A 23001-nucleotide genomic window follows, 5' to 3' on the forward strand; every position below is an offset into this window, starting at 1 on the left:
CCCTAACCTTACTGCAAGAAATCCGCCATGATGATCTCCGTATCAAACGGCGTAATTCCCTCTTCCAAAGAAAATACCGTATCTGCCTCTTCTGCTTGATCAGTCAGCGTCCCCCTCGCCTGCGCATGAAGCATGAACAACTCATGCAGGGTAGGCTTCACCAACGAGGTGAGCGCTCTTCCCATCAGCTCCACCCCTCCCGCATTGGACTCCACATTGTTGGCAAACCGTGGATCGGAATTCAGGGCGATATCCGTCCAAATCACTTTTCTCTCCACGAGATCCAGAATAACCGGGATACAAATCCGCGTATTTGCGGCGAGATCAACCTTGTCCTGTACCGTCTGCGGCTCGAAAATCTCCCCTGTCTGTGGCGCCGAACGAATCATCCAGCCTGCGAAGCATTCGGGCAAATCGCAATAAGGCTGACTCGTAAACGAATACAGGTTCATGACGACATATCGACCGCCATAGCGGATGACAGAATCAATGTCGATGTCGATGAATTCGCACGCGCCTTTGGGAGCCTCCACAATATCCCCGCTATGGCACGCTTGATACTTATCGGAACGCAGATTGGTATAGGAAATATGCTCCATGTACTTCCAAGCCTCGTTATAGAGCACGGCAGACAAATCGATATCGACTCTGCCTGTAGGGACATCGTTGACGATCCCTTCCTTCCACCACAGGAAAAAGCGAATCGTCCCACCATCCGGGATCGATAGCCGGGAGCCGCGTGCAATCGTGCGTAGTGCTTTGCTGGCGGATCGCATCGAAAACGGAACGAGATGCTCCTTCAGCCGCGGGTCGATATAGACGTTACCCAGCGACGGCAATTGGGCAAAACGGTTCAACAAAGATGTCCGGCATATATCCGCTGCCTTCTGTCTGATGTCTTCTTGCAGCCCTGGCACTCGGTTTTCAATTGCCTGTACTTTCGCCACTTGCCCTTTCGGAAAAAAGGTCCGCCATTCCCCGTAGCTATCCCGTTTGTCGAAGTGATTCATGACTTGCAAAAGAACTGGAGTCGATACACCGTGCGCAATTTTCTCGAAGGCAGAAAGGACTGAACTCCCCAGCTCCGTCAAACGCAACAAATGATCCAGACGACGGGCAAATTCCCCTGGACGCTGTTCGAGCAGCTTTATCGCCATATTCACATCCGCACGAACCAACGCCTGCTCTACTTGGCTATTGAACGTCTCGACCTTGTGATTGTTGCGCAAAATATCGAATGCTTCTGCCGCTTTCGGATAGCGATCCTTATATTCAAACGGATGCAAGATTTCCCCGAGACGAATCCATCTGTTTTTGTAACGATTCATGTCTTCTACGATATTCGAGCTGGCTTCCAGCAGGCCGAGGAGCAGTCTTCTTTCGCCGCGCTTAAACTTGCGAAATTTCGCAGGCTCCGCCAAGCTCACATCCCCGTCAGACAGCGCCGCTGCCAGACGTAGTACATCTGTCGCTGTCTTGCAATAGTGGGCAAAAAATGTAGCAGGAAGCTTGTCATATTTGAGCAACAGGCTAGCAGCAATCGCCACGTTTTCCTTTTGGGGAATCTCGGCTGGGAGAGCTTCTGCGATTCCTTCATAGGCCTGAATCAAGCCCTCCAAGTCTTCCCTGTCAGTAGCAGAGAGCGAGCTATTGGAGCGGAGCAAGTTCATTCCTACCTGTAGTAGCTCTTCGTCTGTGCCCAGATGTATCAACTTCAGGCGAGATTCTCGCAGCAAAGGCAAACGTTTTTTCACTTCGTGCACAGGAAGGTCCAACGTCAAATAGTGAATGATCGCATTTACAAACAGCTCACCCTCGCTGGCCTCCATGACTTGCTTAGGAAAATTCGGATACATCGGCTTGTACTGGCGGGATGCCCCGATCTTTACCTTGAGCACAGCTACCACGTCCGAATAGAGCGCAAAAAACTCTCCTTCCGACAGCGTCCGGATTCTTTCTAGCAATTCCAGTGAAAAGGTATAGCCCAAGCTCTCAATATTACGTAAAGCCGCAGCTAAATAAGAGGTAGGCAGTTCATGTTGCTGCCCCTGATGTACGATGATTTTATTTTTCCGGCGAAGGTAGATTTGATTTTTCATTGGCATCACGAAAAAATCAGGAAAGCAGTACCCCTAATGGTGAACCAAACCTTTAGCTCAGAAGGAAGGTGTACAATAGCCTGATTTTTTATTCCTTTTTGTAATTTTTCACCATCTTACTTCAATTTTGCCAGATGGTAAAGCTTTCCGGGAGGAGCGAGAAATAAATCCGTCCCCGGACCTAATTCGATTTCAATCCGCTGCCCGTTATTCCCTATTCTTCATCCCTGTAAAGTGAGTAGCAGAGTACCAAAACTTTACAGGAGGGAGAACTCGATTCATGAATCAATCTGTTATGGATCGTCATACATCTCCCCTTTCTTTTAAGGGGAGATGTATTTCGGCTTGCTCGGCTTCTTACTGGCTGCCATATGCGCACTCTGGGTCATGCTGTACGGAGGATCCGTCGCTCCTATTGGCGATGTCGAAAGCGTTTTCCTTTAATACAGTACCTTTTGTCGCTTGGTTAGCTGAACGTAAAAAGCATGTGTCCACTGCTCGTACTGGATTCATCCATCTCGCAGGTATCGCCTACTTGCTCGGTTTAGCAGCAATCGGCTGGCAAACCTATCTCGGTCGTGCTGTTTTGGAAATATCCGTATTTCCGATTCTCGCCGCCTGTTGTTTCTTGGTTGCCTTCTTTCCAATCGTTTTCTTCCTTCAACAAAAGAACAATGCAAAAAACCTCCACCATACTTCTGATATTCAGAACTAATTGATTGTCTCGATCTTTCGTGATACTTTGATACCAGTACCCGACATACGGTATCAGAAACGAGGAGATCGATCTATGACAGCGCGTATTGGACTTCCTGCACCTGATTTTACGATGGACACCGTAACGTTTGACAACGGATTTCCCCTGCCAAAGAGCTTGGTAGATTATCGTGGAAAATGGCTTCTTTTGTTCTTTTACCCTTTTGACTTTTCGAAAGTATGCCCGACGGAAATCCTCAGCCTCAACCGCCGGATCAAGGAGTTCGCGGATTTAAATGTCGAGGTGCTTGGCATTAGCGGCGACAGCATACATACACACAAAGCATGGATGAGATCGAGTGAAGGCATCGGGCCGCTCTCCTTCCCGCTCGCTTCCGATTACAGCAAAGAAGCGACCATTGCATACGGTGTGCTGGACGAAGCAACCAAAGCTCCGCTGCGCGGCAGTTTCATCATCGATCCAGAAGGTATCCTGCAATACGCAGTCATCTCCAACTCCAAGGTTGGCAGAAGCGTAGATGAGACGCTCCGTGTGATCGAAGCTCTGCAATCAGGCGGATTGTGCCCAATGGACTGGAAGCCGGGGCAAAACACGATCTCCTAGTCGATAGACATAAACAAAGGCCGCATGATCGCTTACACAGGATCATACGGCCTTTCCATTTTAATTATAGGCATAAAAAAATCAGGAAAGCAGTACCCCTAATCGCTAGTTGGTTTAGAAGGAAGGTGTACTATAGCCTGATTTATTCACATTACCATTATTTATCTTCTTTGTAAATACTTATCTGGACACGACCGGGTACGGAAACAAGTCAACGACACGCATGGTCTCCCCGCTTTCATTGGTAAACACGACATGCTCTCTTCTCAGCTCAGTCGGACTCTCCAAGCCACATGCTGCCGCCAGCGAGAACAAGCCTTCCCTCAATTGCAAAATATAGTTCATGACACGCCACTGCTTTTCTGCCGGAACCAACGCCTCCTGGTACTTGGAATCCGTCGTAGTGACCCCTGTGGGACATTTACCCGTATGACATTGCATCGCCATGATGCAGCCAGTTGCAATCATGAAGCCGCGCGCGGAGTTGACGCAATCCGCTCCCAATGCCATGGCGATAGCTACTTTGTCAGGAGTAACGAGCTTGCCGGAAGCAAAAATTCTGATGCGTTCCCGTACGCCGAACTTCCTCATCGTATCATCGAGAATGATGAGCGCGGCGAAAAGCGGCAAGCCCATGCCATCTGCCATTGCCTTATACATCGCACCCGACCCGCCCTCAGAGCCATCTACCGTGATGAAATCCGGATAAATCGACAGCTCCACCATCTTCTCAAAAAACGGCTCCAATCGCTTCGGATCGCCGACGACGATTTTCACACCGACAGGCTTGCCCCCCGCCTCCTGCAAACTGCCGATGAATCGCAAGGCTTCCTCAGGATTGGTGAGAAACTCGAAGCGGTTCGGTGAATTGACCGTTTGTCCCACTGGTACCAGCCTTGCTGCCGCGACTTTTTCCGTGACCTTGGAGCCCTCGAGGTGACCTCCGCGTATTTTGGCCCCTTGATGGAACTTCAGCTCAAACGCCTTGATGTTAGAAATGTTAGCCTTGTTCTTGAATTCTTCGATCGAAAACTTGCCCTTGTCATCACGGAAGCCGAACATCCCCGGCCCGATTTGCGAAATGATATCCGCGCCTGTCGAGAGGTGAACTTCTGCGACGCCACCCTCTCCTGTATTGATCCAAGAGCCGCCTGCCATACGTGCCCCATACCCTGTGGACATGATATAGTTCTCTCCCACTGCTCCAAAGGAGGTAGCCGAAGCACCAAACATCCCTTTCAGCCGCCAAGGCTGCCTTCTGTTTTCTCCCACGACAATGACGTCCTCATCATGTAGCAACCACGGCTTTACCTCTTGTTCCTCGATAAATTTTTCCCTTCTCGTGAACAGCCCTTCGTGGGTAATCTCGTATTTTCTGCCGGGGACGACTTTTTCATTATCAATACGCAGTTCACTCGTCAGCTTCGGGAACATCGCATTGGACAAATAGAAGCCGGGCTTCTCATAATCACGTTTACTTCCGAACGAGATCAGATCCGTCCGGTATTTTGACGCATACATGAGGCCCACGAAGTCGGCTCTGGAAAACGGTCTACCGTCTGTATCATCGTCAAACCAATACTGGCGAAGCTCCGGCCCGAGCTTTTCCAGCAAATAACGCATCCACCCCAAAAATGGATGGGACCGAATAATGGAGTGCTTCGGCTGTTTAGACAAGGCATACATGTAACCGAAAAATACAATGGGTGGTAAAAGAATGATGAAGATAATGACGCACAACAGAGTAGGTACCACTTGTGCTTACCCTCCCCAAACACAATATTCTAGTAAATCATGTCAAGGATAGGATGCAACAAGTTCTCTGTTTTTAATCGTATTTCTCATCATCCTCCCGTATTTGCCCATCTACGATTAATTCCAGCTCCGTTTCAAAATTCAGCATGATCTCTACAGGTAACTGCTCCGCAACCTCTGCCATGTCCGGCAGAAGCAGTGCATCCTCTATCGTATCAGGCTTCGTCTCCAGTTGATCGTACCACTCGCGGATTTGCTCCATCATGCGGTAAAACGAAGCCTCAAACTGATTCGCATCGTCCTCCGCGTCGTCCTCGTGGCTCTTTTTCATCCGATCCCAATATTCCAGTGTCGTGCGCAGTGCTTTCTCTATGTTTGTATCCATTTATCGTCTCTCCTTTTCGCCTCTTCCTTCTCTTCCCTTTAGTATGACCACTTTGATTTCACAATGCCACCTCAGGTGCAAGCCGCTCGCAACCTTCCATTTTTTAAAAATCGTTGCGTTTTTTGACACGTTTTATAGCCCGGTTGAGTCATACGAAAATGAAAAGAGGCTGTTATCCTAAATGTAGCTAGCAGCCGACTATCCGGCAATAAACGAGAGAGCTCTCTAGTGGAATAGGGGAGGATGCACCCTGTCATTGCGATGGAACAATCGAAAATTATCTCTCCCGCTACTTTTCGTCTCCGTCATTTGTATCGTTGCCCTACAGCTGCCTATCACAGCCAAGGCGACGCCTGCAGATTCTGACTCCTTGCAGGCGATGATTGATCAAGCACGTCCTAACGATACTGTTACCATCCCGTATGGATTGTACAAAGGTCCTATCCGCATTACCAAGCCGATTCAATTGGTGGCCAATGATCCAGTGAAGATCATCAATCCGACCGAGGAGGAGGCAACGCTCACGATTGAAAGCGACAATGTGAGTGTGCAAGGAATCCATATCGTGGACAAGCGAATCAACAGTGACGTAGCCGCTCTTGTCATCCGTGGCGATCAAAACTTTCTGGAGAATGTCATCGTTGAAACGAAAGGGATCGGCATTCAATTACGGCAAGCAGACTACAACACGCTGCACAACGTTCAAGTCATCGGAAAAATCAAAGGCGATGGCAGTCCAACGACCAGTACTGGACATAATCACGGAGCACAGCCTGAAGTAAAGCCAAAGCAAACGGAAAAAGCGAAACGAGGAAACGGAATTGACGTGCGTGAATCGCATCATAACCGTTTCATTAAAAATCAGGTAACGAATGTCGAGGATGGCTTTTACGTCGAAAATAGCGATCGAAACCATCTGGAACAAAATCTGGTGACGAATTCGCGGTACGGCTATCACTTCATGGGCACCTCTGATACGACGGTCATCAACAACATTGGAATGGAAAATGTGACGGGCTCCCAGCTTATGGAGTCGCGCAAATTGACGGTTACCGGGAATCAATTTTTGAAACAGCAAAAAAATCCCGGTTCGCAAGGAATTCTTCTCATTACCGTACAGGATACGCTGGTTGCAAACAACACGATTGAGGGGAACCGCGTTGGACTGTATTTAGAGCAATCATCCGGAATTACGGTTAAAAACAATTTACTCAGTCTCAACTTTATCGGCATGCAGTTTTTGTCCTCTTCTGACAACGTATTAACCGATAACCAATTTGTCTCCAACGTCATCCAAGCACAAGCTCAGGATAGTCAGAACAACAACTTAAATAAAAACTACTGGGACAATTTGCAAGGACTTGATGTGAACGGAGATTCCCGCAGTGATTTGCCGTACGAGATGAATCCTTTTTATCTGGGTTTGACCGATGCGGTTCCTGCCTACCAGTTGTTTTTCCAAGCCCCGGGATTCGTGTTTCTGGAAGGCTTGTTTACAAGTGGAGCCGGCTCAGCAATCAAGGACGCATCTCCTTTAATGCAACCCTCGGACACCATGCTCATTGAATCCGGGGAAACGAGCGGTTGGGGTGCTGGCATTCTTGGACTTATTTTGTTAATAGGAAGCTGTTCTATCATTTATATAGGAGTGAAAAAATCATGAACAAAATGAAAAAATGGTGCACAACAGTCGGAGCAATTATCGGTATCAGCCTGCTTATGGTCGGCTGCGGAAGCGAAGAGCCAAAACCAGTAGATATCGCGGAAGGCGTAGACAAATGCGACCTTTGCAAAATGCATGTCCCTAACGATCACAATGCTACTGAAATCGTCTTAAAAGATGGAAAAGCCCTGAAGTTCGATGATCTCGGCTGCCTACACAACTGGACGAAAGAAAATGGAACCGATAACGTGGCTGTACAATTTGTCCGCGATTACTACACAGCAGAATGGACAAAAGCAGAGCAAGCTACCTACGCTTACGACAAAGACTTCAAAACGCCAATGACGTATGGCATCTATTCCTTCAAAGAGAAGTCTGCTGCAGACAGCTTTGTTCAAGAGCAAAAGAAAGGCATTGTCATGAGTGCAGAGGAATTGAAAAATCATAGCTGGGAAAACGGCATGAGCAAGCACATGAACAAAGACGGTCAGTCTTCCGAAGGTCAACATAATGGCGGTCACGAAAGCAAACCAGCTGATCACGGAAGCAACAATACTACCCCAACCACACACAACTAACAGAGGGAGTGGAGTCTTTGCACATCAATCTGATTGCCAAACGAGAAGTGAAGGTAGGCTTTCGCAATCCATGGTCCTACTCGTTTATGGCTCTGTTCTCCCTGTTTAGTTTGGGACTCTTGATCATCCAATCGCAGTCCTACATGAAGGGTTATACGTATACGACAGGTACCATGCTGAATCTGATTTTGTATTTGCTGCCACTAATGACGATGCTTCTCTCTTCTTTTTCCTTGACGGCGGAAAAAGAAGAGGGTAGCTGGCAGCTCCTCTCTACCTACGCCATGACAACCTTCTCCTTCTTGGTGGGGAAATACTTGGGACAAGCACTCGTATTAGTCGCGATCGTCAGCTTCGGGTATGGGTTGTCTGGTGTAGCTGGCATGCTGTTAGGAAAAAGCTTTGCATTTTCGACTCTCTTGTTTTTGCTTGCCTTTTCCATCTGTCTCATTCTGTTATTTTTGGGAATTGCCATGCTGATTGGCGCCATCAGTAAAAACCGTTGGCAGGCTTTGACAATGGGGGTTAGCATCTGGTTCTTCTATATTCTGGCATGGCCTACTCTACTCATCTCGGTGCTCAGCTTCGTCCCTTATACATGGATCAAGCCTCTGCTTCAGCTCGCAACATTTCTCAACCCAGCGGAGTTTGTACGAATCTTTTCCGTTGCCAGATTAGGCGGTGGCTCGATCTTTGGACCTGAATACTACAAATGGGTGTACTGGGCTGATTCTCCGCTTGGTGATCTCATCTTTGTCGCACTCAGCCTACTCTGGATCAGTTCGACCTTGTTCATAGCCATCCGGGTATGGGAAAGAAGGTAATGAGATGAATATGTCAGGACTTACCATCGACCAGGTCACCAAGGAAATCAATGGGAAAACAATCGTCCACCCATTCAGTATGAACATTGCACCCGGTCAGGTCGTCGCCTTATGCGGCGGTAACGGTGCAGGGAAAAGTACGATCCTGCGGATGCTGGTCGGTATTCTCCCGCCTTCTTCGGGAACCATTCAGCTAAACGGGTTGAACTGGAACGATAACCGTGTGGAGTATCTTCAAGAAATCGGTTATATGCCGGATCACTTTACGTTTTCTGCCGGACTTTCCGCGAAAGAAACGCTCGAATTTTACGCTTCCCTGCGCAATCGCACCCCAGAAGAAGCGGATCGACTGCTGAAAATGGTGGGACTGCATGATGTGAGAAACAAACGGGTGTCTCAGTTCTCCAAAGGTATGCAGCAGCGCCTCTTGTTTGCCCAAGCGATATTGGCAAAGCCTGCACTCGTCGTCCTCGATGAACCGACCAATGGACTCGATCCGTATTGGATGGATGCCTTCGTCGATCTCGTACGGGAAGTAAAGCTCGGGGGTCAATCCGTTCTCTTTACGACTCACCAGTTGCAGGTAGCAGATGCGGTAGCAGATCGGGCGATTTTTCTAATGAACGGAAAAATCGTGCGTGATGCGTCGATAGAGGAGTACCAACAGCAGTATGGAGCAATTGGTTTGTATGGTGCCTTTTCCGAGCTTGTTCATCAGGCAAAGACATAAATAAAAAACGCGAGAGATTTGATCGTTATGATCGGCTCCCGCGTTTTTTTATTTATAGCGTCTTTGCTTCCATATAAAAAACAGATAAAAACTTTTTCACACTAATCCGGCACTTCGTCGTTTTTTCGCCCGCCTCCAGCTCTTGCATCCGCTGGCGAATTTCTTGAAAGTCAAACAGTCGTGGTGCAAAGTGTTCAAAGGTCGGGTTGGCATAGTCGGTCAACCCTAATGAGGAAAGATGCGTAAAGGCTTGTAGGACCATCCGGCGAATCCGTTGCTCCATGGCACGCACCTCTTTAGTAATCCCATGCTCATCCAGGCTGGCATGCACCTTCAGTAGAATTTGTGTATACAGTTCCTTGAGCTGCAATTCGTGCAGCTTGTCTCCCTGTCGCTCATCCTGTACGAGCCATTCCATGATCAATAGTAGATCGGGAGCCCCAGCTTCACTCGCGATCCCTAGCTGCAACAGCAGTTTTCTCGCTTTTTGTGCCAGGTTGTCCTGATCGGAAGACTGACTTTTCAAGCCGCTGGTATGCGGTTCTTTTGCTTTGACATCCAGGATTTGCAATGATTTGCGGATAGTTTGCAGAGATGCTTCCAGCGACAAGTAATCCGATACCCGCTTCAGCACAGCCATGACTTCCAAGCGGTTGATCGGTTTTTGAATAAAGGTATCAATCCCCTGCAAATAAGCCTCCCCGATCATTTCTTTGTTTTCCACCTGTGACACCATGATGAAGCGGCCCGCGAAGCCATCTGCCTGCAACTTTTTGATCGTTTGGATGCCATCGAGCCCCGGCATTAGTAAGTCGATCAAAATGACATCGACCCCATACAGTTGATCAATCGATACGTGACTACCGTCGCTGGCTTGCCCTACAATTTCGCCCAACCCGCTGTCTTGAATAATCCGTTCGAGCATGCGGCGCACTACAGCATCATCTTCAATTAAAAAGAAACGTATCATGGCTTACACTCCCTCCTTTCCGAGTAATTGGTCGGTCGGAATTTGTACTTCTAAGTGCGTCATTTGCTTCTGATCCGGTAAAATACGCAAGCTTCCTTGTAGGCTTTGGACAATTCCACGGGCATGCGTCAGACCAATTCCGGTAGATGCATTTCCCTGTTCATCGTATTTGGTCGTATACCCGGGCTGAAACACCCATTCCTGCTCTTCTAGCGGAATTCCCGGACCACTGTCAAGTACACTGAACACCAGATGACGATGAATCAGCTTCGCATTCAGCTCAATCCGTCCCGACGTGGGAATCGCTTCTACCGCATTGGCTACCAGGTTGTTTAGCACGGAGAGCAGTGCATAGATTTGGCTGGTCGACAGGTTGATGTTACAGCTCCACTCAATTCGTATATCTTTTCCCAACATCTCTGCGTATTTCTGATTCGCGCGAGCAACCAACTCACACAGCTCTTTGATCGGCAGCTGTGGTGCTAGCCCCTCCTGATTAATCAGCTTGGAAATGCCCGCCAGCATCCGCTGCGAATCTTTTTTCACCTCATGCACATTCTCGGCAATCGCCAAGGCTGTCGGGGATTCCGCATGATCCGAGGTGAGCAGACGTCTGTAGAGCTGGTAGCTCTCGCGCGTGATTTCTTCCAAATGCGTCATCGATTTGCGCAAGTAAAAGGCTTCTTCATACAGCTCCGTATTAATCATCCGCAGACGCTCCAACTCTTGCTGACGCACCTCTCCCACTGCCCGCAACTGCCTGATCGAAAAACTGTTGTACAAGCCGACAGCAAAAAAGCTGCGCAAGACTCCAAAGAAGAGAAGCATCAAAAAGCTCTGCCAAGTGATCGGCGGAAAATCAGTGAAATACTGTCGCACCTGGATCTCTACCACATTGGAGACGAAATCAATGGATGCACCTATCAACCCCAGCCACAGGGGGAACTCACGATAGCTACGTGCTCGGAGCAAATAAAACAGGACGGTAAAAGTGAAATAGTAAAAGGCTGAGGGAAGATGGGCAGCCACACTCTCCATATACGGACGGTATGCAAAAAAGACATCCATTCCGACGCGAAATCCGAAGATAAACGTCCCTGTAAAAAATCCCGTCAACAATACAGGTACGGACGAAAACCACAGCAACCCGAAAAAGAAAGCAGCGATGCCCAAGGAAAAACGAAATGACCCGCCTACGGGGTTTACCTTCATCTCTCCAAAAAAAGCAGTTGCCAGCATGATAATAAACAGGATCAAAAGGCGTTCTCGCATAGCTGCTCCTTTCATTACGTGTAGGAATTTATAAAATAAATTCCGGAGCGCATGAAAACTTTCCACTTAAACGCGGTCGCTCCTCCTTGAAAAGGCCTCGGTGGAGGTTTTCCTACGGAAAAAGATCTCCTATTCTTATTTTACTAAGAATCGGAGATCTGCAAAGATAGAACGATTAAGCGTGCTTGTTTTCCAGTCGCTTGGAGACGACTGACAACGCGTAGTTGACGACAAAGTACATCACTGCCACCATCAGGAAGGTCGGGATGACGTAATTGACATTGCGTCCGTTGATGATTTGCGCATGGTTCATCAGCTCTGGCAAAGCGATTACGACGGCCAGCGACGTATCCTTCAAGAGCGAAATAAATTGGCTCACAATCGGCGGGACCATTCTTCTGAGAGCCTGTGGCAGGACAACATGCCACAGTGTCTGGACATAATTCAGTCCAGAAGAACGTGCAGCTTCAATTTGTCCTTTTTCGACCGAATTTAAACCGCTTCGCACGATTTCCGACAGCATTGCTGCTTCGAAAATAACCAACGCCAGAACAGCGGCCCAAAACTTGTCCATCTTGATTCCCACTTCTGGGAGAGCAAAATACGTAAAGAAAATAATCAACAAGAGCGGCAAATTGCGAATCAGCTCTACGATTGTCCCGAGAACTTGTGAAACTCCAGGAATTTTTGCGTAACGCAAAACCCCTACGACAATCGCAATGGAAAAGCTGAAGACAATAGACAAGAAAGCGACCTGCAAGGTGACCCAAAAGCCTTCGAGCAGGAAGGTCAAATGACTGGGCGTATAGGCTCCGATAAAGTCCATGATGTCCCCTCCTTCTTAGCGGCTTCCAGCCAAGCGTCGCTCCAAATAACTGACGAACGCGCTCAACGGAAGGGTCAGAATCAAATAGAAAACAGCTACAAAAATGTACACATCAAAGGTAACAAACGTATCAGCCGCGATCAGGTCTCCAAAATACATCAGGTCAAGACCTGCAATCACGCCTAATACCGAGGAGTTTTTAACGAGATTGATAAACTGGTTGCCCATCGGCGGGATCACGACCTTGATCGCTTGCGGCAAAATGATATAGCGCATCGTTTGTCCGTACGTCAATCCCGAGGAACGAGCGGCTTCTGTCTGTCCTTTTGGAATCGCCAAAATGCCTGCGCGGATCGTCTCCGCGATAAATGCTGCCGTATACACCGTCAAGCCAAGCGTACCTGCAATAAAGGGCTCCAGTACGATACCAATTGCCGGCAAGCCCACAAAAAAGAGGAAAACGACGAGAATCAGCGGGATATTACGCACAAACTCGACGTAAACCGTAGCGATCCACTTGAGTGGTCGAATCGGAGAAATCCGAAAGATCGCAAAGAGCGTCCCCAGTGCAAAGCTCCCGACGAGAGCAAGCAGGCTCGCCTGCAAGGTGTTCCAAAAGCCTTCGAGATACATATCCATGTGATCAAACAAGATAGAAAAATCGATCATCTCTTATGCGATCCCCCTTGTGTGCAAAATTCTGTTAGGAATATAAGGGAATGAGCGGCAGAGTAAACCGCTCATTCTTTATGGAGTCGAACCGCATTATTTTTTAGGTTTTGTTCCGATCCATTTTTCATAAATCTTGTCGTATTCGCCGTTTTCTTTCATTTCTTTTAGCAAATCGTTCACGGTTTTCACGAATTCAGCGTCACCTTTGCTGATTGCAATACCGTATGGCTCTTCCGTGAAGGCCTCTTCTGTTACACGGTAGTTCGGATCTTGCTTCGCCATGCCGTACAGGAGAGCGTTATCAGTTGTCAGCGCGTCACCTTGACCAGCTTTGAGTGCTGTGAAGGCTTCCGCGTAGTTTTCAAATTCAAGTACTTCTACATCAGGAGCACTCGCTCTGATGTTTTTCGCAGAAGTAGAGCCTTTTGCGGTCACGATTTTCATGCCTTTTTGCATGTCTTTCAGACCGTTGATGGAGCTGTCCTTTTTCACCAAGAAAGATTGACCTGCCAGGAAGTACACGTCAGAGAAGTCTACTTCTTTTTTACGTTCTTCTGTAATGGTCATCGTTGCGATGATCGCGTCAATTTCTCCGTTTTTCAGCATCGGGATACGCGTTTTGGAGGTTACTTCCTTCAACTCAATTTTGTTTTCGTCCCCGAGTACTTTCTTCGCAATTGCTTTTGCAATATCGATATCGAAGCCTTCTACATTTCCGGTTGCCGGGTCTTTCAAGCCAAACAGGTTCAGGTCGTACTTAACTCCGACTACTAATTTGTCTCTTTCTTTGATTTTTGCCAATGTTCCCGCACCTGCTGCGGCTGGTGTGCCTTGTGCGCCGCCTTCTGTTTTACTACCTCCACCACAGCCTGCCAACGCAGTTGCACTCAGCATCAGAACGAGACCCATACCTGCTACTTTTTTCCAAAGCTTGTTTGCTTTCATCTGAATACCCCTTTTCTCTATCGTTTTATATATTTAGTGATTCAAAATCCGACTCAAGAACAAACGCGCACGCTCTTCACGCGGACTTGCGAAAAACTCTTCTGGTGTAGAATCTTCGAGAATCGTGCCCTGATCCATAAACACGATGCGATCTGCCACCTCGCGGGCAAAGCCCATTTCATGCGTCACGACCACCATCGTCATGCCTTCCTTTGCCAGCTTCTTCATGACGTCGAGCACTTCGCCGATCGTCTCGGGATCAAGCGCAGAGGTCGGCTCGTCAAACAACATGATTTTTGGTCGCAAAGCCAGTCCGCGTGCGATCGCCACGCGTTGCTGTTGACCGCCAGATAGTTGCGTTGGGAACATTTCCGCCTTTTCCGGAATCCCTACCTTTTCCAAATAGTAGAGAGCCGTTTCTTCGGCTTCTTTCTGCGATACGCCCAGAACCTTAGTTGGTGCCAGCGTAATGTTTTGCAGTACGGTCTTGTGCGGGTATAGATTGAAGTGCTGGAACACCATACCGATGTCCCGACGCAGCTTGTTGATATCGGTGTTTTTATCGTTCACTTTCACCCCGTCTACCACCAGTTCTCCGCTTGTAACCGTTTCCAATCTGTTGATGCAACGAACCATCGTGCTTTTACCCGATCCTGACGGGCCAATGACCACGACGACTTCTCCCTGGTTGATATGCAGGTTGATGTTTTTGAGGACATGAAAACTTCCGTAGTGTTTATTTACTTGATGAAAACTGATCAACCTTAAATCCCCCCTTGCTCTATGTCTTATTTTGTATACTAATGTCGAACTACCCAAAACTACTGAAAAAGACAAAGAAAAGTTTTTCTGTTTATAATTTTCTAATAACGAGCAATAAAAAAATAAAGTGAACCTACCAGTTGAATGGGAGCCAATATATCATGTAACACCTGAATGGAGGCCGGCCTATGAAAGAGGAAAACGTAAAGCCTTGGCTCATCCGGATGCGCCGAGGAGAGGAAGAAGCTTTTCAAGAAGTCTATCGAGCAACTCGCACGTACGCCTACAACCTGATCTATTTTCTGGCGCCGCACAAACAAGATGTAGACGACATGATGAGTGAAGTGTACGTAGAGTTGATTCGAAGCATCGACAGGTACGATGTGGAGCAACCCTTTATCCCATGGTTCAACGGATTGATTGTGCGGCAGGTTCGCAACTGGAATCGAAGCATTTGGCGAAGATTCCGCCTGTTGGAGCGGGTTAAGGAAAAAGGCTACGAAGCACCTGTCGCGGGTATGGAGGATAAGCTGGGGGCAATCAGTGATGAGCTGGAGGTCATTCCCGCCGTAGAGAAATTATCCTTCAAGCTCAAGGAAATCGTCGTACTGCGTTACTATCAAAACTGTTCCTTGGAGGAAATTGCAGCGATTCTACAAATCCCGCTCGGAACGGTAAAATCGAGACACCACTTGGCGATGAAAAAATTGAGAGAGAATTTTGAGCATCGAATCAATCATGAGGAGGCATCTTTTCATGTTCATTGAAAAAAAGGTGAGAAATGAGTATGAATACGCAGCAGGGAAGCTACACATTGATCCTGCATTGGACAGCAAAATCGAACGAGTAGCCAAAATGGAGTTGGCTGGCAAGTGGCGTTTGCACAAAGGGATGCGCTTTCGTCCAAAGCTGGTGCATGTTGCAGCAGCGTTCGCCCTGCTCACTGGTTTTGGTTATGCGACTCACAGCTTGTTGTACAAAATTGATGAAAGCTCTGTCCGTATGGAAGTTCAAGCTCATAAGGATTTTACATTGACGCAAATAACCCCTGAAGAAATACGGCTGGGATTGGCAAACGTAGAGAACAAACTGGCAACAGGCGAAACCGCCCTCGTCTATTTCGCAGCGCTGGAAAAAGAGAAGCACCTTCTCTTTCAACAAAACCCCACGATCGGCATAGAAAAGCCGGATATCGTGAAAGATTGGAAAGCATGGACTGCCGTCCTCAGTGAAGAAGCTTCTCTCTCACATGCCTTGCCACACGAGCTTCCTGACAGCTTTTCATTCCTTGAGGGCAAACAAGGCACCCCCTACGGTGTCATGATGGGTCAAGAAGGACAGCAGTGGCTGCATGAACTTCAAGAAGAAAGCAAGGAAACAGGTAAAAGTGTCGTATGGAAAGTCGTTCCACAAGCGACTTCACCTATCGAAGCGTATACGAGCCTGTATGAGAACAAGCAAAAAGAACGCATCTTTGTCACGGTAGAGAAATTCCCGAAGGAACAGCTAGATGTACAATTGAGCACGCCAGAAACAACGAAATACGACGCAGTAACTGTTAGTGGAAAAAAAGCGCATTACACAAAAAACGATCAGTTCTTGTTTAGTGAATCTGGTCAGTATCAAGAGCTGTCTTGGTTGGATCAAGATGGAGAGCAACCGATTATGTATCGTGTAGCTACCGATTCGCCAACAGTTTCCAAAGAAATGCTGCTCCAGGCTGCTAAAGCAAGCCAGCAGTAACCATACGAAAAGCCAGCCCTCTCTTGCTTTGTATCTGCAAAAGAGGGCTGGCTGCTTTTTTGTTTTCGTCACAAGGGATTATCCCCGTAGGCGGTTCACCCAGAAGCCGCCCTTCAAATGTTTCGGCTCAAAAGAGATCACGAATGCTTTTGGCGCAATCTCATGAATGAGATTCCACAGTTTTTTCTCGTTGCTGCGCTTCGTCAACACTTGCATCATGAGACGATGTCCGTCGCGTCCTTCTGCTACCCAGGAAGTAACGCCAAAGCCGTGTTCACGCAGCTTCACAGGAACCTCCAAGTCAACGGAATCCACAACGACTTGCAGCGTAACATAGCCCAAGGCCAAATACTCCTCGATCTTGCTGCCGATGAATACACCCATTCCCCAACCGATACAGTAGGCTGCGAGATTGATCGGATTGTCCAGGTTGTCCAGAACAATCTCCAACCCTTTCAAATACACGAATACTTCCACCATCGCTAATAGGGATGCCAACACCCGATAGCCCTTGATCACCATCAGTAGTCGCAGCGTAAAAAACGAAACGTACAAAATGTTGATCCCGATGATGATCAAAACAAACGCCAAGCCCATTGCTCTCCTACCCCCACCCAGACCGGGTATTATGATGATTTTGTAATCGTGATAATCATATAATTGAAGGTATTTTTATAACAGCGGTAAAATTCGGCTATCAAAGAATTTTTTCCTATAGATTCAAACACCCTTTTTTATGATAAGGGGTTTTTATTAGACCAAACAGCCTCCGCATAAACCTTGTTGTTTTGTAAAACAGTAAGCATCGAGAACACTTATTTTTCCATAGGAACGCTGGCTGAAAATCTCTTTGTTTCCGACTGTAAGTAGAGGAGGGTGAATACATGTCTCGCTTTTTAATGAAAGCAGCTGTTACCGGTATGATTGTTGCCATTTGTTTATGGTGGTTTGCCAATGCAACCTGGGCTTCCGCTATTTTAACGGCACTCGGCTTGACTGTCATCGCTTATCTGATTGGAGATCAATTAATATTACGTGCTTCCAACAATATTACGGCTACAATTGCAGATGCAGTAATCGCTGGTTTTTATTTATGGTTCGTTGCCAGATGGATGGATTGGCCACTAAGCTTTGGAGAGTTAATAATTACGGTAGTCCTTTTAGGTGTAGCAGAACTTGTGTACCATCGCTTTTTGGGGATTTACGACAACAATCGTATTAATAAGGAACCTGGAAAATAACTCACCATTCCCCTTTATTTGTAATTTCCTAAAAGGGGATATATCTCGTCCCTTTTGCTAACCTTATCTTTGGGTTACATCACAAAGTTAGGAGAACCCGAATGGATCTGAAAACTTTACTAAGTACTGGGAGGACACTAATGGGTATTTTATCAGGCAATCCACAAAATGAACCCATGCATTATGGGGAGGTTTTTGGCGTATGGATGTATCTGGCAACAACAAAAGGATTGATTGCTGGTTATCAAACAGCGCTCAACCATACTGGTGATCATGATCTGAAAAGCTTCCTCGAAGACATTACGCGAAGCATGAAACAAGAAGTGGAACAACTGGATGAATTGCTCAAAGTAAATGGCATTGGATTACCTCCTGCACCGCCAGATCGCCCTGTAGCTGATTTAGAGAGCATTCCTGCCGGTGCTCGTATCAGTGACCCTGAAATCGCTGCAGGTGTATCAAGGGACATTGCAGCCGGATTGCTTACTTGCAGTCAAATAATGGCTCAATCCATTCGAGAAGATATCGGTATGCTTTTTGGTCAGTACCATGTTGCAAAAGCCCAATTTGGCCTCAGATTGCTCCGCATTTTAAAAGAAAAAGGCTGGTTGGTTCCGCCGCCACTTCATATGCAAGCGCCAGAACTTGTCCATGCCTAAACTTGAGGATAAGCACTGCCTGATTGGTAGTGCTTATCGTTTTTCACCTATTTTCCATTTTGTCGGTTAGTGGTTAGCATGCTCGTACAATTTCCGCGCGAACTCCTCCATCAACTCCCGCTTGGCCAACAGCGCAAGCATCCGTTGGGGCAAGCCTTCTACTCCGTAATAAGCACCTGCCAATTGACCGTAGACAGCTCCCGTCGTATCCGCATCATCACCAAGGTTTACCGCTAGGAACAGGCCTTCTTCAAAAGAACGACTGGAATGAAATGCCCAAAGCGCCGCTTCAAGCGAATCGACGACATATCCAGATCCTTTGATCTCTTTTCTAGTTTTCTCTTTGTAGGAGCCATTCGCGACACGGGCGATATCAGGATCAAGCGGTTGCTTTTCCCATAGATCGGCTACAGGAGAGAACGAATCAGCAAGCAACTCCTCTTTGGAAATACCCTGTAGAGCCCCCAGGAGCAATGCCCCGAAAAAACGACAGCCGTCTACTGCCTTTGCCGTTGCGTGTGTAGTTCGAGAACTTTGCGCGCAGTAATCGATGGCGAGCTCCGGTTGATTGGCATAATAGAGTGCGACTGGTGCTAGCCTCATAATGGAGCCATTCCCTGCCGACATCGGGTGATCCGATCCGCTGAATGGATTTTTTGTCTGCTCAAAACGCCACAGTGCTTCTTTGGTGATATTCCCGATATCGAAGCAATGATCCTTGCAGCTCATATAACCCTCTCGAAACCAAGCTACGTATCGGTTCATCTGATCAACCGGATCGAAGCCATTTTTCGTAATCAAGCTCTCAGCCAGGCACAGGGCCATCGACGTATCATCCGTCCATTCTCCTGGCCTTAAATCGAATGGTCCTCCCCCGATCATTTCTGTAAGCGGCTCGAAGGTACCCGGTTTGCGAAATTCTAAAGTTGTGCCGAGTGCATCTCCAACGGCCAACCCTAGCAAACTTCCAGCATAGCGATCACGCAGCTCCACACCTATCCACACCTTTTTTTCTGAATTATCTGTTCATATCAAACAAAGCATCTGGCAATGACATTTTGACCGAAGTATTGTTCGTTCAATTCATCCGTCGCTACCTTTTCTTCTGTGCTTGCAAGCGTGATAATCTGCGGCAGAACCAGCTTGAAACGGTCCTCCATCACGGTTTCAAGAACGTACTGTTCCTCTTCGTCCCACAAAAGAATTCCTGCTAAAATTCTGGTCTCCACACAGATCCCCTCCATTTTTTTCTCTTTTGAATATGTACGAAAGACGGGTACAATGACCCGCCTTCTAGTTCCTTACATAATGTGTAATGTGTATACTTACTGCTCTTTTTTCAGGCGTGCATCCAGAACAAAGTTGCCGAATGGCAGTAATGAAGCAATAAATGCCCCGATCACTTTCAAAAAGGACCACTTATTGGTCATTGTAACATGTGCCAACGCCAAAATATACAGGACAAAAAACAATCCATGAAGCGAGCCAGCAATTTTTACTGCGGCTGGATAATCCCAAAAATACTTAAGCGGCATAGCAATTCCGAGAAGTACCAAATACGAGATACCTTCGATCAGGCCGATGAGACGGAAACGTCCGAGGGCAGATTTCATCATGTGCGGGTACCATCCTTGCCATTGAAATTAACACTATTATAAACGAAAAACTATCATAATGATGAAAATAGTCCAATGTTCATAATATATTCAAAATCAACGGCCCCAAGCTTCTTCCCGGATACGTTCCATCCAGCGCATCTCTGCGTGCAAATGCTCAATGGCACCGATCAGAATCGTTCGTGCTCCCCAGCTAAGCCTCTCTCTTTTTTCCTCCTGGATCGATTCCAATAATCCAGCTAACCTTCTTACCTCCTGGATGTTCACTTCCAAGGCCTCATCCATTTTCTGTGGATCACCGTACGAAGCAAAAGTAAGAGCCGCGTAGATCGGATGGGTCAGATGCATCGGTTTTTGCAGTTCTTCCAAGAGAAGCTGTTGAAATTGCTCTTCGCCTTTTTCCGTGATCCCATACATCGTCTTATCTGGGCGGTTAGTCTCACGAATGACTTCTTTGACCTCAATCATCCCGCTCTTTTCCAGTTGGTCGAAGGCATAGTAGAGGGAGCCTTTGGCGTATTTCATGTAACAATCCATTCCCCTGGCCTTCACCTGCTGCTGAACCTCGTAGGGATGCTTCTCCCCTTCCATCAGCAATCCCAGAACAAGCAATTTTAGACTCATGACGATTCTCCTCTACCCGCGTTCCGGTTTCGGTTCGGAAGGCGATTTCGCCAGCGCCCGATCATTTCCCATTAGCAAAATGCACACGAGAGCAAGAACAGCAGGAACGAGCGCCCACGTAAACGTGTTCGCAATCGATGACGCGAGAATATCGATCATTTGATCCAAAACAGGACCCGGAATGGATTCGCGCGCTTCTGGTGTCAAAATCGCTCGCGGATCCGTAATGGCATTCGTCATCTCTTGTCCCCCGAAGGCAGAGAACATGCCGTTTTCAAACGAGTTGCGTTGCAAGATACCAAACACGGTGATTCCCAATGTCATCCCCAATGAACGGGAAAAAGAGTTCGTCGAACTGGCCGATCCTCTTTGACGCATATCAAAGCCATGAATCGCTGAAATTCCCAAGGTGGAGAAAGAAAAGCCCACACCAAACCCTGCAATCACCATATAAAGCGTAACGATTGAACGAGGAATATCAGGCGTCAGTGTACTCAAAAGGAAAATACCTGGTATGAAAAAGACTGCGGACAGAAGCATAATATTGCGGAAGCTGGTCTTCGTTGTCAAAAATCCGCCTAGCTGGCTTCCAGCAACCGAACCGAGCATCATCGGTGTCAACAGTAATCCGGCATTCGTCGCTGACCCGCCATATACCCCTTGGATAAAAATCGGCAGATACACCGTAGCGATAATGAAAGCAGCTCCATACAACAGTGCAATCGCATTTGTCGTAGCAAATAACCGCTTCTTGAACATGGAGAACGAAATAATCGGATCAGATGCCCGCTTCTCGACAAATAGAAAAATCACAAACAACAAGAAAAAGGAAGAGAACAATCCAATAATCTGCATCGAATCCCACGCGTATTGATTGCCGCCCAGCTCCAGTGCAAACATCAGACTCACTACAGCTCCGACCAGCGTAATCGCTCCCCACCAGTCAATGCTCTGCTTGCGATATTCCAGTGACTCCTTGTAATACATGGAGATCAACCAGAGGGACACAGCACCAATCGGTACATTGATGTAAAAGATCCAATGCCAGCTGACATATTCGGTAATATACGCCCCCAGCAAAGGTCCAAATACGCTGGACGTACCGAATACAGCTCCGAAAAGTCCCGTCATCTTTCCACGCTTCTCCGGCGGGAATACGTCAAAAATAATCGTGAAGGCAATAGGCATCAGCGCTCCGCCGCCAATCCCTTGAATCGCCCGATAAATGCTCAACTCAACGATGCTGTTTGCCGTCCCGCATAAAATGGACCCTAACAAAAATACAATGAGACCAAATACGTAAAAACGTTTTCGCCCATACATATCGGAGAGTTTACCGAAAATCGGCATCCCCGCCATCGTAGCGACCATGTACGCTGATGTCACCCAAACAAACTTATCCATGCCGCCCATCTCACCGACAATCGTAGCCATCGCCGTCGCGACAATCGTATTGTCCATGGAAGCCATCAGGAGACCAAGCAGAAGCCCCGCCAACACCCTATTCACTTTACTTTCTCTTGCAATCATTGCTTCACCCTCCTGAGTGGTCAAATCAAAGTACTATACATTATTATATTCAAATTTGACTACTGATCGAAAAAAACTGCTCCTTTTCTCGGAGCAATTTTTCGCGACTCATTATCGCCCGAACGGTGACGGGCTGAATGGCGATGGCTGCTGGGCTTGATTGCCCTTCCACATTTTATACGCCGCTTCTGACATCGGTTCCACTGTTGGCTTAATCTCTCCAGTGAATGGATTCTTATCATAGGGCAGGTTAAATGTCCGTGTCCCGTCGCTCTTACGCAGCAAAGAACCATCCGACAGCCTCACCCAATTGCTTCCTGGTCCTCCATCGTCTACGACATAGAGGCCGTTATCATCCCAGGCCGGATACGTTGGCACCTTATTTACCGGAGGACGTGCCGTCTGTTTTTTGACTGGTTTTGTTGCGGTTTTCGTCTTTTGTGTTTTCTTCTTCGGTGTGTTCGTTTTAGCAGCTGCTACCGCTTTTGTTTTTGGCTTTCCTTCGCTTTGTTTCTGCGCTGGTGCTGGTACAGGTGCTGACACAGCCACAGGCTTTTCAACCGGATAGGCAGAAACGTTTTCGGCGCGCGGACCTTGATTCGCCAAATCCATAGCGGGCTTTGCCGTACCTGCTTTTTGCGAGACAGATGCTGTTTTCACATCGGTTCGTCCATCTGTTTTTACCGCGTGAATCAGGGTCGGCCACAAATAGGCGTTGAAGCCTAGTAAAGCGACCATCAAGGCAATACCTACGATTTTTTTCATAATGAGGACTCCTATGACTGA

The 23001-nt window shown here is 47.5% G+C and carries 26 protein-coding genes; 10 read left to right on the top strand and 16 right to left on the bottom strand.

The annotated features are described in order from the left end of the window. Positions 1–8: 8 nt before the first annotated feature. Positions 9–2099, bottom strand: coding sequence for a TerD family protein (locus POF51_RS20465; RefSeq protein ID WP_069846327.1), 2091 nt, complete (start codon positions 2097–2099; stop codon positions 9–11). Between the two features lie 280 nt (positions 2100–2379). Here POF51_RS20465 and POF51_RS20470 point away from each other — a divergent pair, with 280 nt between their 5' ends. Together POF51_RS20470 and POF51_RS20475 are read left to right on the top strand one after the other, a co-directional pair. Then, the gene (locus tag POF51_RS20470; RefSeq protein WP_244521716.1) at positions 2380–2814 is read left to right on the top strand and encodes a hypothetical protein; all 435 of its coding nucleotides are present in this window, start codon (positions 2380–2382) and stop codon (positions 2812–2814) included. Between the two features lie 75 nt (positions 2815–2889). After that, entirely contained in the window at positions 2890–3420 is a 531-nt protein-coding gene (locus POF51_RS20475; RefSeq protein ID WP_017247407.1) for a peroxiredoxin, read from the top strand. Positions 3421–3600: 180 nt separating this feature from the next. On the opposite strand, the gene POF51_RS20480 is transcribed toward POF51_RS20475, so the two are convergent. Together POF51_RS20480 and POF51_RS20485 are read right to left on the bottom strand one after the other, a co-directional pair. Continuing rightward, positions 3601–5175: an FMN-binding glutamate synthase family protein gene (locus POF51_RS20480; RefSeq protein ID WP_069846330.1), complete on the bottom strand. Its 1575-nt coding sequence runs from the start codon at positions 5173–5175 to the stop codon at positions 3601–3603. A 73-nt stretch (positions 5176–5248) separates the two neighbouring features. Next, complete coding sequence (locus tag POF51_RS20485) at positions 5249–5560, bottom strand: hypothetical protein (RefSeq protein WP_017247409.1); 312 nt, start codon at positions 5558–5560, stop codon at positions 5249–5251. 370 nt (positions 5561–5930) lie between these two features. Between POF51_RS20485 and POF51_RS20490 the strand changes: the two genes are divergently transcribed. The 4 genes from POF51_RS20490 to POF51_RS20505 are packed head-to-tail and all read left to right on the top strand — an operon-like array spanning position 5931 to position 9355. After that, positions 5931–7223, top strand: coding sequence for a NosD domain-containing protein (locus POF51_RS20490; protein WP_069846610.1), 1293 nt, complete (start codon positions 5931–5933; stop codon positions 7221–7223). Next, a complete protein-coding gene (locus POF51_RS20495; RefSeq protein WP_069846332.1) occupies positions 7220–7801 on the top strand; it encodes a nitrous oxide reductase accessory protein NosL in 582 nt (193 codons plus the stop codon). The genes POF51_RS20490 and POF51_RS20495 overlap by 4 nt, the downstream gene beginning before the upstream one ends. 17 nt (positions 7802–7818) lie before the next feature. Beyond that, entirely contained in the window at positions 7819–8625 is an 807-nt protein-coding gene (locus POF51_RS20500) for an ABC transporter permease (protein WP_069846335.1), read from the top strand. Positions 8626–8629: 4 nt separating this feature from the next. Beyond that, positions 8630–9355: an ABC transporter ATP-binding protein gene (locus POF51_RS20505; RefSeq protein ID WP_069846337.1), complete on the top strand. Its 726-nt coding sequence runs from the start codon at positions 8630–8632 to the stop codon at positions 9353–9355. A 52-nt stretch (positions 9356–9407) separates the two neighbouring features. Here the strand turns inward: POF51_RS20505 and POF51_RS20510 are convergent, their stop codons facing one another. From POF51_RS20510 to POF51_RS20535, 6 genes are all read right to left on the bottom strand, one after another. After that, positions 9408–10325 carry a response regulator gene (locus POF51_RS20510; RefSeq protein ID WP_069846339.1) on the bottom strand — a complete coding sequence of 306 codons (918 nt, stop codon included), beginning with the start codon at positions 10323–10325 and terminating at the stop codon, positions 9408–9410. Positions 10326–10328: 3 nt separating this feature from the next. Further along, positions 10329–11597, bottom strand: coding sequence for a sensor histidine kinase (locus POF51_RS20515; RefSeq protein WP_069846612.1), 1269 nt, complete (start codon positions 11595–11597; stop codon positions 10329–10331). 175 nt (positions 11598–11772) lie between these two features. After that, entirely contained in the window at positions 11773–12423 is a 651-nt protein-coding gene (locus tag POF51_RS20520; RefSeq protein ID WP_017247416.1) for an amino acid ABC transporter permease, read from the bottom strand. A 15-nt stretch (positions 12424–12438) separates the two neighbouring features. Next, positions 12439–13092, bottom strand: a complete 654-nt coding sequence (locus POF51_RS20525) for an amino acid ABC transporter permease (RefSeq protein ID WP_017247417.1) — start codon at positions 13090–13092, stop codon at positions 12439–12441. A 96-nt stretch (positions 13093–13188) separates the two neighbouring features. Continuing rightward, positions 13189–14040: a transporter substrate-binding domain-containing protein gene (locus POF51_RS20530; protein ID WP_069846341.1), complete on the bottom strand. Its 852-nt coding sequence runs from the start codon at positions 14038–14040 to the stop codon at positions 13189–13191. Positions 14041–14073: 33 nt separating this feature from the next. Continuing rightward, positions 14074–14802: an amino acid ABC transporter ATP-binding protein gene (locus POF51_RS20535; protein ID WP_017247419.1), complete on the bottom strand. Its 729-nt coding sequence runs from the start codon at positions 14800–14802 to the stop codon at positions 14074–14076. A 188-nt stretch (positions 14803–14990) separates the two neighbouring features. On the opposite strand from POF51_RS20535, the gene POF51_RS20540 reads away from it, so the two are divergent. Continuing rightward, positions 14991–15569, top strand: a complete 579-nt coding sequence (locus tag POF51_RS20540) for a sigma-70 family RNA polymerase sigma factor (RefSeq protein ID WP_069846343.1) — start codon at positions 14991–14993, stop codon at positions 15567–15569. After that, a complete protein-coding gene (locus tag POF51_RS20545) occupies positions 15559–16545 on the top strand; it encodes a hypothetical protein (RefSeq protein WP_069846346.1) in 987 nt (328 codons plus the stop codon). The genes POF51_RS20540 and POF51_RS20545 overlap by 11 nt, the downstream gene beginning before the upstream one ends. 78 nt (positions 16546–16623) lie before the next feature. Here POF51_RS20545 and POF51_RS20550 read toward each other — a convergent pair whose 3' ends face one another. After that, on the bottom strand, positions 16624–17142 hold the full coding sequence (locus POF51_RS20550) for a DUF2179 domain-containing protein (protein WP_007715966.1): 519 nt from the start codon (positions 17140–17142) through the stop codon (positions 16624–16626). Positions 17143–17429: 287 nt separating this feature from the next. On the opposite strand from POF51_RS20550, the gene POF51_RS20555 reads away from it, so the two are divergent. Continuing rightward, positions 17430–17786 (top strand): DUF2512 family protein, encoded by a 357-nt coding sequence (locus POF51_RS20555; RefSeq protein WP_069846348.1) that lies wholly within the window; start codon positions 17430–17432, stop codon positions 17784–17786. A gap of 140 nt (positions 17787–17926) precedes the next feature. Continuing rightward, entirely contained in the window at positions 17927–18445 is a 519-nt protein-coding gene (locus POF51_RS20560; RefSeq protein ID WP_106836416.1) for a DUF3231 family protein, read from the top strand. Positions 18446–18511: 66 nt separating this feature from the next. Here POF51_RS20560 and POF51_RS20565 read toward each other — a convergent pair whose 3' ends face one another. From POF51_RS20565 to POF51_RS20590, 6 genes are all read right to left on the bottom strand, one after another. Beyond that, a complete protein-coding gene (locus POF51_RS20565; RefSeq protein WP_271755998.1) occupies positions 18512–19438 on the bottom strand; it encodes an ADP-ribosylglycohydrolase family protein in 927 nt (308 codons plus the stop codon). Positions 19439–19476: 38 nt separating this feature from the next. Continuing rightward, a complete protein-coding gene (locus POF51_RS20570) occupies positions 19477–19674 on the bottom strand; it encodes a hypothetical protein (RefSeq protein ID WP_238144675.1) in 198 nt (65 codons plus the stop codon). Positions 19675–19770: 96 nt separating this feature from the next. After that, on the bottom strand, positions 19771–20061 hold the full coding sequence (locus tag POF51_RS20575) for a DUF3817 domain-containing protein (RefSeq protein WP_017247427.1): 291 nt from the start codon (positions 20059–20061) through the stop codon (positions 19771–19773). 96 nt (positions 20062–20157) lie between these two features. Beyond that, positions 20158–20685 (bottom strand): PadR family transcriptional regulator, encoded by a 528-nt coding sequence (locus POF51_RS20580; RefSeq protein ID WP_069846354.1) that lies wholly within the window; start codon positions 20683–20685, stop codon positions 20158–20160. Between the two features lie 12 nt (positions 20686–20697). Next, on the bottom strand, positions 20698–22215 hold the full coding sequence (locus tag POF51_RS20585; protein ID WP_271755999.1) for an MDR family MFS transporter: 1518 nt from the start codon (positions 22213–22215) through the stop codon (positions 20698–20700). Positions 22216–22326: 111 nt separating this feature from the next. Then, positions 22327–22980 (bottom strand): hypothetical protein, encoded by a 654-nt coding sequence (locus POF51_RS20590; protein WP_069846359.1) that lies wholly within the window; start codon positions 22978–22980, stop codon positions 22327–22329. Between the last annotated feature and the right edge of the window lie 21 nt (positions 22981–23001).

Origin of the sequence: Brevibacillus sp. AG (genome assembly GCF_028369215.1) — a bacterium.
In the GTDB taxonomy this organism is placed as follows: Bacteria; Bacillota; Bacilli; order Brevibacillales; family Brevibacillaceae; genus Brevibacillus; species Brevibacillus porteri.

What these genes read in the sequence shown, in the direction of transcription:
- POF51_RS20495 (WP_069846332.1), top strand. Translation starts at nt 7,220, where the DNA reads ATGAACAAAATGAAAAAATGGTGCACAACAGTCGGAGCAATTATCGGT.
- POF51_RS20510 (WP_069846339.1), bottom strand. Translation starts at nt 10,325, where the DNA reads ATGATACGTTTCTTTTTAATTGAAGATGATGCTGTAGTGCGCCGCATG.
- POF51_RS20525 (WP_017247417.1), bottom strand. Translation starts at nt 13,092, where the DNA reads ATGATCGATTTTTCTATCTTGTTTGATCACATGGATATGTATCTCGAA.
- POF51_RS20515 (WP_069846612.1), bottom strand. Translation starts at nt 11,597, where the DNA reads ATGCGAGAACGCCTTTTGATCCTGTTTATTATCATGCTGGCAACTGCT.
- POF51_RS20580 (WP_069846354.1), bottom strand. Translation starts at nt 20,685, where the DNA reads ATGAGTCTAAAATTGCTTGTTCTGGGATTGCTGATGGAAGGGGAGAAG.
- POF51_RS20585 (WP_271755999.1), bottom strand. Translation starts at nt 22,215, where the DNA reads ATGATTGCAAGAGAAAGTAAAGTGAATAGGGTGTTGGCGGGGCTTCTG.
- POF51_RS20550 (WP_007715966.1), bottom strand. Translation starts at nt 17,142, where the DNA reads ATGGGCTTGGCGTTTGTTTTGATCATCATCGGGATCAACATTTTGTAC.
- POF51_RS20560 (WP_106836416.1), top strand. Translation starts at nt 17,927, where the DNA reads ATGGGTATTTTATCAGGCAATCCACAAAATGAACCCATGCATTATGGG.
- POF51_RS20590 (WP_069846359.1), bottom strand. Translation starts at nt 22,980, where the DNA reads ATGAAAAAAATCGTAGGTATTGCCTTGATGGTCGCTTTACTAGGCTTC.
- POF51_RS20505 (WP_069846337.1), top strand. Translation starts at nt 8,630, where the DNA reads ATGAATATGTCAGGACTTACCATCGACCAGGTCACCAAGGAAATCAAT.
- POF51_RS20555 (WP_069846348.1), top strand. Translation starts at nt 17,430, where the DNA reads ATGTCTCGCTTTTTAATGAAAGCAGCTGTTACCGGTATGATTGTTGCC.
- POF51_RS20485 (WP_017247409.1), bottom strand. Translation starts at nt 5,560, where the DNA reads ATGGATACAAACATAGAGAAAGCACTGCGCACGACACTGGAATATTGG.
- POF51_RS20475 (WP_017247407.1), top strand. Translation starts at nt 2,890, where the DNA reads ATGACAGCGCGTATTGGACTTCCTGCACCTGATTTTACGATGGACACC.
- POF51_RS20530 (WP_069846341.1), bottom strand. Translation starts at nt 14,040, where the DNA reads ATGAAAGCAAACAAGCTTTGGAAAAAAGTAGCAGGTATGGGTCTCGTT.
- POF51_RS20540 (WP_069846343.1), top strand. Translation starts at nt 14,991, where the DNA reads ATGAAAGAGGAAAACGTAAAGCCTTGGCTCATCCGGATGCGCCGAGGA.
- POF51_RS20545 (WP_069846346.1), top strand. Translation starts at nt 15,559, where the DNA reads ATGTTCATTGAAAAAAAGGTGAGAAATGAGTATGAATACGCAGCAGGG.
- POF51_RS20575 (WP_017247427.1), bottom strand. Translation starts at nt 20,061, where the DNA reads ATGATGAAATCTGCCCTCGGACGTTTCCGTCTCATCGGCCTGATCGAA.
- POF51_RS20520 (WP_017247416.1), bottom strand. Translation starts at nt 12,423, where the DNA reads ATGGACTTTATCGGAGCCTATACGCCCAGTCATTTGACCTTCCTGCTC.
- POF51_RS20465 (WP_069846327.1), bottom strand. Translation starts at nt 2,099, where the DNA reads ATGAAAAATCAAATCTACCTTCGCCGGAAAAATAAAATCATCGTACAT.
- POF51_RS20470 (WP_244521716.1), top strand. Translation starts at nt 2,380, where the DNA reads ATGAATCAATCTGTTATGGATCGTCATACATCTCCCCTTTCTTTTAAG.